The 14,294-nt window shown below is 45.0% G+C and carries 8 protein-coding genes; 3 read left to right on the top strand and 5 right to left on the bottom strand.

Annotation, left to right across the window (positions count from 1 at the left end; translation table 11 throughout):
* The first annotated feature begins 101 nt into the window (after nucleotides 1-101).
* The gene (locus tag GC097_RS27570; RefSeq protein ID WP_171686501.1) at nucleotides 102-3,266 is read left to right on the top strand and encodes a S8 family serine peptidase; all 3,165 of its coding nucleotides are present in this window, start codon (nucleotides 102-104) and stop codon (nucleotides 3,264-3,266) included.
* A 121-nt stretch (nucleotides 3,267-3,387) separates the two neighbouring features.
* Nucleotides 3,388-4,860, top strand: a complete 1,473-nt coding sequence (locus GC097_RS27575) for an S-layer homology domain-containing protein (RefSeq protein ID WP_171686502.1) — start codon at nucleotides 3,388-3,390, stop codon at nucleotides 4,858-4,860.
* Nucleotides 4,861-5,213: 353 nt separating this feature from the next.
* Here GC097_RS27575 and GC097_RS27580 read toward each other — a convergent pair whose 3' ends face one another.
* Entirely contained in the window at nucleotides 5,214-6,953 is a 1,740-nt protein-coding gene (locus GC097_RS27580; protein ID WP_171686503.1) for a methyl-accepting chemotaxis protein, read from the bottom strand.
* A gap of 404 nt (nucleotides 6,954-7,357) precedes the next feature.
* Here GC097_RS27580 and GC097_RS27585 point away from each other — a divergent pair, with 404 nt between their 5' ends.
* Nucleotides 7,358-8,557 (top strand): MFS transporter, encoded by a 1,200-nt coding sequence (locus GC097_RS27585; RefSeq protein ID WP_171686504.1) that lies wholly within the window; start codon nucleotides 7,358-7,360, stop codon nucleotides 8,555-8,557.
* 65 nt (nucleotides 8,558-8,622) lie between these two features.
* Here the strand turns inward: GC097_RS27585 and GC097_RS27590 are convergent, their stop codons facing one another.
* From GC097_RS27590 to GC097_RS27605, 4 genes are all read right to left on the bottom strand, one after another.
* The gene (locus GC097_RS27590) at nucleotides 8,623-9,981 is read right to left on the bottom strand and encodes a polysaccharide deacetylase family protein (RefSeq protein WP_171686505.1); all 1,359 of its coding nucleotides are present in this window, start codon (nucleotides 9,979-9,981) and stop codon (nucleotides 8,623-8,625) included.
* A 27-nt stretch (nucleotides 9,982-10,008) separates the two neighbouring features.
* A complete protein-coding gene (locus GC097_RS27595) occupies nucleotides 10,009-11,184 on the bottom strand; it encodes an MFS transporter (RefSeq protein ID WP_171686506.1) in 1,176 nt (391 codons plus the stop codon).
* Nucleotides 11,185-11,247: 63 nt separating this feature from the next.
* Nucleotides 11,248-12,384, bottom strand: a complete 1,137-nt coding sequence (locus GC097_RS27600) for an MGDG synthase family glycosyltransferase (protein WP_171686507.1) — start codon at nucleotides 12,382-12,384, stop codon at nucleotides 11,248-11,250.
* A gap of 320 nt (nucleotides 12,385-12,704) precedes the next feature.
* Nucleotides 12,705-14,195 carry a DHA2 family efflux MFS transporter permease subunit gene (locus GC097_RS27605; protein WP_171686508.1) on the bottom strand — a complete coding sequence of 497 codons (1,491 nt, stop codon included), beginning with the start codon at nucleotides 14,193-14,195 and terminating at the stop codon, nucleotides 12,705-12,707.
* Between the last annotated feature and the right edge of the window lie 99 nt (nucleotides 14,196-14,294).

Here is a 14,294-nt window from a genome sequence, read left to right on the forward strand (position 1 = left end):
TCCATTTAGTAGAAAGAGGTGTTTTCAGTACAAGGTATTGCCATAACGAATGACTTTTTATGCAAGGCTTCTTTTACTCACTGTTGATTGGAGGAATTGTATTGAACACTCGCAGAAAATTATTTAAATCCGTTTTGACTTTATCGATTGGTACAGTACTTTTTGGAGGGGTGGCAAATAACGTAGCTCTGGGCGCAGGGAATGCTGGAAATGCGACCTTATTAACAGACAGAGCACATGACAGCGCTTTCAGCAAGCTTGCTCCAAGCATGCTCGATGCAACTAGCGGAATGATCGATATCATCGTGCAGTTAAGCAATGAGCCGATCGCTCCAGTACGCAGTCAAACGATGTCCATCCAAACCAGCTTCTCAGAACAGGAAGCGGAATCTTCCTTGAGTGCTGAACAAGCTAGTTTTAAAAACAGTCTTAATCAAATGAACATTCCTTACACAGTACATCGAACTTTTAATCAAGTTTTTAATGGAATGGCATTGACTGTTGATGCGAGCCGCATCGAGGAATTGGCTAGCATCGACTCTGTTAAGAAAGTGTTTAAAGATACCGTCTATCACTTATCGCCTGTGGAAATGACGGAGTCAGCCGATGTAACGACCAAATACGATCAATATCCACTTGACCAAATTCATGTGCCGGAAGTGTGGGCAAAAGGTTTCACAGGTAAAGGAATTAAGGTCGGTGTTCTGGACACAGGCGTTGACTACGATCATCCAGATTTGAAAAGCGCTTATAAAGGCGGATACGATTTCGTCGATAAAGATAACGACCCTTATGAAACAACGCCAGCATGGGGGCAGTCGAAAACGGATCACGGCACGCATGTCTCCGGTACGATTTTAGGACGGGCTGTAGGTAAAGATGTAACTGTACGGGGGATCGTATACGATGCCGACTTGTATTCGTATCGCGTGCTTGGCCCTGGTGGCAGCGGACCTACTTCCGGCATCATTGCAGGGATTGAACAAGCTGTGAAAGATAAAATGGATGTTATCAATCTATCCCTTGGCGAAGACCCTGAGAAAGATCCAAACGGACCGGATGCCATCGCTGTAAACAACGCCGTATTGGCCGGCGTCACCACGGTTATTGCTAATGGTAACGCTGCGACAAACAGTCGTTATTATTATACGGTTGGTCAGCCAGCTACAGCTCAATTACCTATTGCAGTTGGCGCTGCATCCAGTCCGACTGCGTCTTACATTGCAACCGCTACAGCAACTGTGAATACAAACGTATATGCTAATCTCCCATTAAAAGTTATGGCTTGGAAAGTCGGCAATATTGACTTCGCGTCTATCGTAGGAAGCGGACCACAAGAAGCGGTTTTTGCAAATCTTGGTTCTGAAGATGACTTTAGTAAAGTGAATGCAGCCGGCAAGATTGCGGTTGTCTCCCGTGGAACTTTAAATTTTGTTGATAAGGCAATAAATGCCAAGAAAGCTGGCGCTAAGGCGCTTGTCATTTTCAACGGCAATGCACTTGTTGATGATACAGGAAAAGTAATCGATTCTACCAAAGCAGATCTGCGTGCTACCAGTTTTGGGTTAATCGGCAGGGATGGAGCAATCAACTCACCTCAAGGTGAACAATTCGGAAATGTTGTTCCTGCTTATGATATGGCGGGAGATGTCGGACGAAAAATTGCCTCTGCAGCTCTTCAATCCGGCAATGCGCCATTTACATTGGATTTCGGTAATTTTAAAGCGGATTTGAGCAAGGGCGATTTAATGGCAAGCTTCAGTTCCAGAGGGCCTAACTCTGACGGGAACTTTGGCGTACGCCCAGATCTTGTCGCTCCGGGTGTGAGCATCTTATCGAGTATTGCCGCTTATGGGAAATATTATGCTGAGAAAGGGCAAAGCTATAACTACGATACGGCCTACGGTCGGAAGAACGGTACCAGTATGGCGACTCCTCACGTAACGGGATTGTCCGCACTGCTTAAACAGGCTCATCCGGAATGGGACCCGTTTGATATTCGCGCAGCCTTGGCAAACACAGCGGAAGAAATCAAAAATGAAAACAATCAATTATATGATATCTATTCACAAGGGTCAGGGCGCGTCAACGTGCTGAAAGCAATTGAAACCCCTGCTTTGCTGCAAGCTGTTGAACCGATTACGATTTTGGACCCTAATTATTTGCCCAAAGATGTGATTAACTATGCGGTCAATACGAGCTTTGGATTAATGTCCAAAAATTCGAGCGGATCCAAACAATTGCGAGTTAAAAATGTTACCAGCAATCTGGCCGTTGATTATACGGCATCCGTTGAAATGCATCCATCCGTAACCGGAAATATCACCAAACCGGTAGCAACTCCGGATGTTAGCAAAATTCGCGTGTCACTTTCTAAAGATAAGATTACTTCAACACCAAACGGAACAGTCCCGTTCGCGCTGCAAGTATCCGTTGCTAATGATGCGGCAGACGGCGTTTATGAAGGCGAGGTCAAACTAACAAGCGCAGGACAACCGGATCTTCACCTTCCTTTCGTTATTCATGTTGGAGACCAACCTGAGGATACTCGTTTTGGATTCCAGCAAATCGAATTATCGGATATTCGCCTTACTCCAAATCACCCAGTAGAACTGAATGCAAAGCTGACAGCGACTGATGTCAATTACTTGGCAGTAGAAGCTTACGATTTTGACTATATCGATGCACGTGGAAAAATGTTCGGAACAATGGTAGAAAGAGTTTCACCAGATAATGCTCAAGGGAAAGCAACTTATTTTGCTCCGGGACCCCTATCATTCAATCTTGATGGTACATTTATTGGCAACAAAAAAGATGATAAAGGGAAACCGGTCTTTGAAAGACTGGCTGCAGGCAAATATAAAATTAAACTCGTAGGCAAAACAGTGAAAGCTGGACAAAATCCTGCTAGTGTGGAAGCTACTTATGAAGCATGGAAAGTGTTGATTGTTGCACCTCCATTCGCCATCACCGGAACTTCATTGAACCGAACCAACGGCATCACAGCAACAGTACAAGTTGCGCCATATGAATATGCCGCCACGTCCCATGAAGGATTGGAAACGGTCGTTTTCCAATTAATGAAAGGGAACACTCCAGTAGGTCTCACCGCCTTAAAGAAAGATTTTACACAGTCCGAGGAAGTAACGGCATTATTCAATGTAACCGGTTCTGATTATACGGTGAATGTGTTTGTTGTAGATTCGCTTGATTCTTCCACGACGAATGTCGGAAACAATCTTGCGGATTCGATTACGCTCAAATAACCATATTGTTAACAACACTTTCATGAAATTTCGGGAGTCTGTCCTATTGATGAAATTATCACAGGATAGTCCCCGAGATTTCTTGAATCGATGTCAATGAAGAAAAGAGGCGTTTAATCAGATGAAAAAAAAGCTGTCCCTCATCATGGCCACCATGTTGGTTGCTCTGACTGTAATGCCTGTTGCCGCATTAGCTTCATCTACGGATACAATTCAAATAACTGATATTACAAATAAAACGAAAGGTGAAAAAGTTACCGTTACCGGAACTTCATCTTTCAATCAGGTTATTGTAAAAGTGCTGAATCCAGATGGTACCGTGTTGTATTTTGATGTTGTCAATACGGCAAACGGATCGTATTCCAAAGAATTTACTTTGCCTGCAGACGCGCAGACGGGAACGTACACTGTCGTGGTCGGTAAAGAAACCACTGTAGCAAAAGACCTCTTCGATGTTTACGTACCTATCGGTGGCGGTGGCGGTGGTGGTGGTTTTTTTATAACAGAAGCAGATAAGGCTGTTCAAGACATTAAAGACGGGAAATGGCTTGCTCTAAATGACCGTGGCAATCTGAATTTGCCTGCTGCAGCAGTAGACAAATTAGGCGATACGAAGCTTAAGGTGAAAAGCGGAGATCTTACGGTCGAAATTCCTGCTGCGAACATCAAATCCTTGATCGCCGGTCTTTCCATTGAAGCGCTGAAAGATGCGACAATTACTGTAAATATCGAGAAAAAACAAACTGCGGACATTGAGTCACTCATTTCTAAAGCGGAGTCAGCGGGACAGTTGGTACTTACATCTGCCGGTGAAATGATAGACATCACCCTTTCCGTATCTACGAAAGATGGAAAAACGAATAAGATAAGCCGGTTAACGGAGCCTGTGACGATCAGTTTTAAACTTAAAGCAGGTGCAAACTCTAAATTGGCAGGGATTTACTCGATCAACGATAACGGTGAACTTGAATATGTTGGCGGTACTGTAGCCAATTCTACGATTCAAGCGGAGCTGCAGCACTTTAGCCTCTATGGCGTCTTGGAGTACAATAAATCTTTTAGCGACGTTCCGGCCACACATTGGGCATACGATATTATTAAAGAATTATCGGCTAAACACATTGTGAACGGCACAACGGACGCATTATTCATGCCTGAAAATCAGGTTACACGTTCAGAGTTTGTTGCGCTGCTAACCCGTGCATTGCAGTTGAAATCTACACCTATTTATAACAACACATTTGCTGATGTTTCACCAAACGAATGGTACGCTTCTTCTGTACAATCCGCTGTTCAAGCTGGTCTGGTAACAGGAACTAGTGAAACGACATTCGAACCCAATAAGCCGATAACGCGTGAAGAAATGGTCACACTCATCGTGCGGGCATATGAGAAAAATCATGGTGTCCAAAGTGCTCCAAGCAAAAGCGTCAGCTTTACGGATGCTTCGCAAATCCATGACTGGGCCCAACCATTCGTTAACAAAGCGGCAAACTTAGGCATTATTGCTACAGATACAGCTCAATTCAACCCGCTTGACCATGCAACGCGTGCAGAAAGCAGTAAAGTTGTATCTTCTATCCTATCGAAATAAGCATGAAAGAATATGCAGTTGATTTACAACTGTATAAGTCTTTTAAATGAAGAAGCTGTCCCAAAAATCATCGTAGATGACGGAGGGGCAGCTTTTTGTTAGTCGTTTGTGGTGATGCAGGGAACTACAGGGCGCTATTTGAGCTGAACTAGCTGTTTTTAGGCTTTAGACGGAACTACAGGGTCTTAACAGCTCCAACAAATTCCGATTTGAGTCAGTTTATATAAAATAGAGGATCGTAGTTACCATAAATTTAAAATAATGTATACTTAAGTAAAATAAGGGATCGTAGTTCCCACAAAAACAAAGGAGTTAAGCATATTCAAGCAGCTTAACTCCTTTATGTATTAGCTTTAAAGTTTGAACTTCCCAACAACCGTGTGCAATTGTTCGGCAATGCCGTTCAGCGTGCCGGCCGAACCGGTGATATCGTTCAGCGAAGTCAACTGCTGCTCAGAGGTCTCGGCCACTTGCTGCGCATAGGTAGACGAATTTCTCGCGTGAGCGCTCGTTTCTGCAACAGAAGCAGACACTTCTTCCGAGGTGGCGGCCATTTCTTGAGCTGATGCGGCGACCTCTTGTATACGGACAGCCACTTTCTCGGAAGCCAAGAAAATGCGATGAAATGAAGTTTCTGCAGTATGTACCATTTCTTTCCCCATATCCATTTCCTGCAGGCAATCGTGCATCGTTTGAACGGCAACGCTGGTATTGCTTAAAACTTGCCCAATCAACTCTGTAATTTGACTGGCAAATTGGGCGGACTGCTCCGAAAGCTTGCGCACCTCTCCTGCAACGACCGTAAAACCTTTGCCCGCTTCACCGGCACGAGCCGCTTCAATCGCCGCATTCAAAGCGAGCAGGTTCGTTTGCTTCGCAATGCTGCCCATCAGGCCAACCATATTTTCGATTTCCTGAGATTGGTTTTCGAGGTTTTGAATAACCGTGTTCGCTCTGCTAACCGTCTCACCCATACCATTCAGGCTCACAATGAGCGCCTGCAGGTCTTGCTCGCCTTGTTTCGCTTCCCGGAATGCTTCCATCGAAATATCCGATACCTCGGACGAAGCCTCGGCGATTCGCCCGATTCCAATGGACATCTCTGTCATGGCCGTATTCGTATCCTCGTAATTCTGCACTTGAACTTCTGCTCCGGCCGCTACCTTTTGCATGACTTCCGCCACTTGATTGGAAGCCTGCGTCGTTTGCTCCGCATGAGCGAGCAGCTCTTTGGACGAACCCGCCACCGAGGAAGAGGCCTCGCGAATTTGCAGCAGCATCTCCCGGACATTCGTCTTCATCCGGTTTAACGAACCGACCAGTTCACCGATTTCATCCTTATTTCTCACTTTCACATCGGGTTCGATCAAGCTGCCCAAGGACACAGCCTGAAGAGCTTGGGAGACAAGCCGCACCGGCTTGGAAATATTGCGGGTAATGAAGTAGGCGAGAATCAGACCGACAAGGACAGCGAAGCCAAGCACGTACATCATGCTCAAATGTCCGGAGCGATAAATCACCGAGCTGCTTTCCGAGGCGGCCGTCGCTCCTTCATGTTTGATTTTCACAAGAACCTCCAGGTACTTCTGCAAGTTCACAAATACTTTGTTCGAATCTGAGATAAGAGTTTGAACTTCTTTTTCTCTTTTGCCGGAGCCCGTGCTTAAATTGACTTCTTTGCTAAGCTCTAAGAATTTCTCATGATAGCTTTTATACGAATTCCATTGGCTTTGGAAGGCTTCGAAAGTCCGCTTCTCCTGCTCGTCCGTCAACCCTTCCCCGAATTGTTTGAGCTCCTCATCCACATTGTTAATCCCGGCCATGGCTTGCGTCTGGGCGCTTTGCAGCTGCGAAGGATCCATTAGAATGAATAGCTGCAATTCCAGTGCGTGCACATTTTCGGTCAAATAACTGATCGTATTGACGGCTTCGACGCCAGGCATCCACTGCTTGCTGATTTCATCGCTTTTGTCCTGAATCAGCTTCATATTGGTCAGACTCATCCATCCTACAACAAAAGTAAGCAGCAAAATGATAATAAAACAGAAATACATCTTCTTACCCACAGTAACTTGCGGCAGTCGTATGCGCATGAAATTCCTCTCCTCCAACTATGTACTTCTGTTCAAAGTTCATACTAATTAAATAGTACAATAGAATCGTAAAATGTATATAAAAATTACTTTAATTTTCGACAAAAAGATACTTTTTGTATAAAATTCCAAAAAGCCTGCCACCCCCTCCGAGAATCAGGGCTTATTAATGAGATAATGTTCTTATCCGATGAATTTTTTTTCATTATGGACATTAGGTTTCTTTGCTGTACAAGGCTTGTTTACGAAATGAACATATTTGGTTGGTTTACAAACTTTCAAAAAGAATTCTCTTGATTATACGCCAAGAAAACTTAATAATATGAAACAGGCCTTATTGACCGGAATGCTCGGCTACGATTGATACGCACTATTATACTTTGAAGAAAGGTTGACATTACATCATGGAGTTATCTCAACGTACAATCAGGGAACACGCAGCCAAAGAACCGTTCCCCATCTCTATCCTTTCCCTTACCGTCGGCGCGTTTGCGATTGGAATGACTGAATTTGTCATCATGGGTCTTCTCCCCAATGTCGCTGCAGATTTGCATGTCAGCATCTCGTCCGCAGGACAACTCATTACCATGTATGCCCTTGGGGTGGCTATCGGGGCCCCTATATTGACGGTCCTCACCCAAGGCATCCCGCAAAAGAAACTGTTATGTCTGCTTATGCTTTTATTCATTCTCGGCAACGGAATTTCTGTTATCGCTCCGAGTTATGCTGTTCTGATGGGAGCACGCGTCATAACCGCATTGACGCACGGGACTTTCTTTGGAGTTGGGGCCGTTATCGCCTCCAATCTTGTACGGCCGGACAAACGTGCGGGTGCTGTTTCCATTATGATGGCGGGTCTAACGATTGCTAACATTATCGGTGTTCCTTTGGGGACATTTATCGGCCAGCACATGGGGTGGCGATCCTCGTTTGGTGCGATTTCGATTATGGGAATCGCGGCTTTGATCGGCATACTTATCTTCATCCCGCAAATCCGTCATGACAAACCAGTGAGTATCGCGGCGCAGATTACCGCTTTGGCCAAGCCCAAGCTCCTTCTGTATCTGCTGATCGGGGCGCTTGGCAACGCCGGCCTTTTCGCTGTATTTACTTATATTACGCCGTTGCTTGTGCAAGTCACCGGTTTTGCCGAAAATAGCGTATCCTGGATTCTAGTCCTCTTCGGCTGTGGTGTAACCCTTGGCAACATCGTCGGCGGAAAGCTTGCGGACTGGAAGCTGATGCCCTCTATACTGGGACTTTACTTTGCGATATGCGTCATCCTTACCCTTTTCACCTTTAGCATCTATAGCCCGACAGCTGCCGTAGTGACCATTTTTCTATGGGGGGCTGCTTCCTTCGCTGTGTTTCCGGGACTGCAAGTACGCATTATGAGCCTGGCGAAGGCCGCGCCTGCACTTGCCTCTACCTCCAGTCATTCTGCTGGAAATCTAGGAAATGCATCCGGCGCTTTCATCGGAGGATGGGTCATTACTCATCTGTCCCTTACAGCTCTTCCTTGGGTCGGTGCCGTCCTCGTAGGACTAGCTCTGTTATTAGGGATTGCCAGCTATATTGCAGAACGCAAGTCCGCGGCGGCGTAATCCTTTTTCCTTTTATCAATAATACAAACAGCCCTGGCTTCGCTACGTAGCCGGGGCTTTCATTTTTATTGCGTGGCGTGAGTCTCTACTAGATATCCGGCAGGAACGATTGTCCTTTCCATTTCAACGGATAGCTGTGATACAGGGTATTTACTTTTCATTTCGTTCGCAGAAATGGCTAGTACTAAAGGGATTAAGGCATCCGGGTTCGATTTCAACCTGTTTTTCCCATCGGCATGCATGATATACAGAAGTATTTTTAAATACATTCTCGTTATGATAGAAAACAATCCGTTCGGTAAGGTCATGAGCGTAAAGCCAAGCTGGCTTGCGCCCCGATGAATCATGGTGATTCCATAAATAGCTTTAATGTCACTGTACTCAGGAGTGCTCAAAATCTTCTCCGTCACTTTGGGCAAGTTCTCTTTGACCGAGCGTATCATTTGTACGGCAAGATGAACCGGCGACCTGGCCCCGGTTGCCAAGTGAAACAATGCTTCATTATTAAAATGCAATTCAATGACGCGATCTCCGCTTACTAATTTCTCGCCGTCCGATAGACTAACGGTCATGCCCCGGAAGGTAGCCGCCCTATAAAAAAATAGCGGTTTGTTCTCATCCAACGGTTTGACGCTGAACAGCCAATGAAACAGCCGATCCCATTTGAACCATAAAAAGATAAGAGTGCGTTTGAACAAACTGAACTGGGCGCGTTTGTTTTTTTCCTCGAGCCGCATTTTTTCATCCACTCTCAGAAAGGCATAGTTCTTGGACAATGCTTCGGCTATAAATTCTCGCAGCGCCTCCAGCATGTAGATAGGCGCATCTTTGTCCGCTCCGAAAGTTTGGCCGCTGTCATGAAGAACGATGACCGCACCGTCCCTCAGCTTGGCCTGCAGCCTTTCCTTGATTTTGCGTTTACCTCCGTTGCTTCTCCAATCGCCCACCATAATCGACCACAGAATCATACGGAAGCGTTTCAACAACAGAAAGTCAAAAATATTGATAATCCCCCATGGGGGTCTATAATAGACAGGTCGTTCTCCTATAATCTTTTCAATCACGTTGACGGAATGTTCTAGCTGCAATCTGACCTTTTTCGGAGTCATAAAGGCGTTTGCCCAGTGTACATAATTGTGTACGCCGACAAGGTGGCCTTCGTTATGCATACGCTTGATAAGTTCAGGATAATGCTCCGCTTTGGACCCAAGAACGAAAAAAGTCGCTTTGAGGTTATTTTCCTTCAATAATTCCAGCAATCGAGGCGTGTATTCGGGATCCGGTCCATCATCGAAGGTTAAAGCTATGCCTCTTCCGGCAGTCCCCTTTTTGTAAACGCCAATTCCTAATACACGGATAACGAAGGTTGGAATTATTGTATATACGAATAAGCCGGCAATAACGAATACAAGTACATGATTCATAGTCCTCCCCCTTAGGCTACTGCGGAATTAGGCTAGTTCTTTTTCCCCTTTAGGCGACACAATCAAGTAATATAAAGCAATCGATCCCAGCAGCCCCGCACTAACCCAAACGGCAGCCCGTTCGTTAAACATATCCGCTATCCACCCTCCCAGTATGGGACCGACAATCACGCCTATGCCTTCAATACTTGAAAATAATCCCCAGCCCATTCCTTGCTGATTCTCTGGAACATGCTGGGCGAGCAAAGCATTCCAAGCAGGAAGTACAGCCGCGTAGGAAAAACCTAAGATGGCCGCAAGCAGAACGGCTTGCCAAAGCACGGAAGCAAATGTTAGGCCATAAAGCGTAATGGCGAATGCGAAGAAGCCAAGAATGAGGAACCATCTTCTTCCCCAGCGATCGGACAATTTCCCCATTGGAATAAGAAATATAACGGTGAAGACGCCACCGGCAATCAGCACATATGAATATTGCGAAAACTGAAGTCCTAGATATTTTGAAGCAAAATTAGGCAAAATCGGCACGAGCATTCCGGCAGCCGCGGTTTGTATGATCATGCCTGGAAGCAGCTGCTTCATCGAACGCAATCGATCCCAAAGCATGGAAATTTGACGCTTCAAGGGTATCGAAATCGGCTCCGATTCTTTCACATTGGAAATGAACAGCGATAATACCCAGCCCAGCCCCCATAAAACAAGCATGATCCGAAAGGATAGGAGATAGCTCTTATCGATTACAAAATTAATGACTACCGGTCCGGCCCCAATTCCGCAAAGCCAGCAAGTATAGAGCACACCCATATGCGCGGCGCGATTTTCCGGTTTCACCTTGCTTAAACAAACTAGCCATATAGGCGAAATGCCTACGCCAAATAAGGCGGACGCTGCTATAAGCAGCCAAAATTGTTGGCTATATTGCATCAGCAGCAGACCTCCGAAGGAGATGAGCAGGCCCAATTGAACAATCAATCGCAAAGGAAAATGATCAAGCAAATATCCTGCATAACATTTGATAATTGTATCCGTTACATAATGTATGGAAACGGCCGTACCGACTGTCGCTACGGAAAATCCCAACACATTAACGGCATAGGTGGGTAAATAGGAAACCAAGTAAGCCCCTCGGACGAATTCCACAATGAACATTACAATGCCATACATGATCATACTCGTATCCGCATATGGCCTGATCTTTGCCTCCATTCAGCTCAACCTTCCTTGGATTAAACATTTTCTCATTCGTAGTTTTCACTAAGAATCCAGTTTTTATTGGAGAACCATTTGTGGTTGTTTTATGCTGCTGAGGATATCCTGGGTAATGAAGTCATCTGCTGCTTCTTTATGTAAAAGTTGCATTTGCCGCTTCATTTCCACGGCATAATGGGGATCTGAAAAAAATCGCTCGATTTGAAACGCCATTTCTTTCATATTTCGAGATACGTACGCCGCGCTCTTTTTAGAAAAAAATGCCGCATTCTCTTTTTCTTGGCCTGCAAAAGGCTTATATATAAAAATAGGCACCTGTAAACAAAGAACTTCGGATAAAGTCAGTCCTCCGGCTTTCGTTATGATACAGGATGATATCATCATTAATTGATGGATATTATCGACAAATCCATAAATATGAACGTTGGGCTCACCCTCATATTTCAGCCTTAATTTATGCTCCAGCTTTCGATTGCGACCGCAAACCACCGCCACTTGACTATCTGTAACATTTTTGACCACATCAATGATTTCATCGTTGCTTCTAAGCACTCCATATGATCCTGCCAAAATCAAAATTGTTTTTCGATGGTTATTCGTGAGACTCGAAAAGGGGCTCGAATCCATCCTGCCTGATTCATAAAATGCTTTGCGGATGGGAATCCCGCTTACCTCAATCCGGTCACTGGAAATGGAGCTGGCCATTAGCTGCTCCTTAAGCTCGTAGGCAGCAACATAATACTTATCAATATCCGGATGTTTCCAGCGTGCATGCAAGGTGAAGTCCGTAACTACAGCAAATGTGGGAATTCCTAATTGTCTGCATAACTCCGGTACTGCTCCGAACGGAAATGTCGATATCACTGCACAGGGACGCATCTGTTGAATGGTTTGCCTCAATTTATTTTGACCGAGGTTATTCAAATAACGCCCCCATCCGACATGAAACTCAGCGTCTTTTGTGAAGTAATAGCTCCAGCCATAATAATCTAAACCGTACTGGGAGATGAGCATGCTGTTGATATAAAGCGTTTTGGTGACTTTATCTAGCAAAGGATGAGCTTCTTTCATCAGGTCCATGATTTGGACTTGTAGGATGCCACGCCGCTCAAAAGAATGCTTCAATGAACGAGCCGCCTGTATATGACCATCACCGTAACTTGCAGTTAGAATCAATATGCGTTCATTGCTCTTCATGTTCTCCTCCTTGCGCCCAGCACTCTTTGGTTCGATAGAGTCTCATTCCATCATATGGGAAAAGTCCTATGTAGAGAACCGGTTCGACGGGCAGGGCATAATTTCGCGACTCATCAACTTAAGTGTTTCCAATTTAGATCAATGAAAGGAGCAATTGCGCGGCAACTTGAAAAAAGTAAATTATGGAGGACATTTGAGTAGTACCTATCTATAAAATAGCAAATACTATTAAAAATCGAAACCCCTTTATTCAGATATTAAGAAAGAGCCTCTCCCGGTTCATGGAGAAGCCCTCTCTGCCTAACGCCTATCTGTTATTCTTAAGTTGCATTTACGGGTTTCGGGGTTGCAACGACTGTCGGTTCTTCTTCGGCCTGAGCTACACGTTTAATGAAGAAGGAAAGCAGGAAACCGATAACTCCGATCCCGACAATGACAAGATAAGAATCATTAATTCCATGAATGGAAGCCTGTTTAATAAGTTCCTTGGAAGGATTCGCAGTTGCGTTTGCCGTCATCAGCTCTACGAGATGAGATTTGGTTCTGGTCGACATCACCGTGACAAGCAGTGCCGTACCTACTCCGCCTGCCACTTGCTTGATCGTATTGGAAATAGCGGTACCATGCGCATTCAGTCTTGCAGGCAATTGATTGAGGCCCGCGGTGGTGATTGGCATTAAGAAAAGCGCCATACCTAAGCGTCGTCCTGTGGACATTAGAACTAAATAAGTGTAACTTGTTGAATCCGTTAAATTGATGAAGCCAAGTGTCGTTACAATCGTAATCGCCATACCGATGATGGACAACCATTTCGCTCCGAACTTATCGAACAGTTTCCCAGCCACCGGCATCATGAGCCCCATTAGGAGTGCGCCTGGGAGCATTAGAATTCCGGACTCCAACGGAGTATATCCGCGAGCATTTTGCAAATACAAGGGAAGCAGCATCATATCAGCATACATGACCATCGTAACCGCAATGTTGATTAACGTTGTCAAGGTAAACATGTTGTGTTTGAAAGCTCTAAGATCCAGAAGTGGGTTTTTGACAACCAGTTGTCGCCATGTAAACAATATTAAGGCCACTACACCTACAACAATAGACAGGACGACTTCCGTACTTGACCATCCCTTGCCACCAGCACTACTGAAGCCGTAAAGAAGGAAACCGAATCCGATGGTTGAGAGAACCGCACCCCACGTATCAATTTTGGGATAGGTACGTTCGGAGACATTTTTCAGATATATAAATGCAACCACAATAACGATGACAGCGAATGGTATGATGCCATAGAAAAGAGTCCGCCATGAATAATGCTCCAAAATATAGCCGGCAATCGCCGGACCGACAGCAGGGGCAAAAATGATAGACAACCCAACCATGCCCATGGCAGCTCCGCGCTTGTCTGGCGGATAGATGGTCAGAATGACATTCATAAGAAGCGGCATTAAAATCCCAGCACCGGCTGCTTGAATCAAACGGCCAGCCAACAACACTTCAAAACCAGGCGCTACGGCAGAAATGATGCTTCCAATGAGGAAAATAATCATGGATGCCTGGAACAGCTCACGCGTCGTAAATCGCTGCATGAGGAACGCAGTTATCGGAATTAAAACTCCGTTAACCAACATATAGCCCGTGGTCAGCCATTGTGCTGTCGAAGCAGCAATATTAAATTCGACCATGAGTTCCGGCAAAGCGACACTCATAATCGTCTGATTCAGGATGGCGATGAATGCCCCCAGAATCATAACAAATAACAGTGGACCTTTCTTAATAGAACTGCTATCAAATGCTGCAATTTTGCTCATTTCACTTATTCCTTTCAAATTCAATTACAAATTGACAATTTGTTGTATAATTAACTCGATGTAAATAGTATTATAGTCATCTATCCTACTGTTCACAAG

It is taken from the genome of Paenibacillus planticolens (genome assembly GCF_013141725.1).
GTDB classification, from domain to species: domain Bacteria; phylum Bacillota; class Bacilli; order Paenibacillales; family NBRC-103111; genus Paenibacillus_E; species Paenibacillus_E planticolens.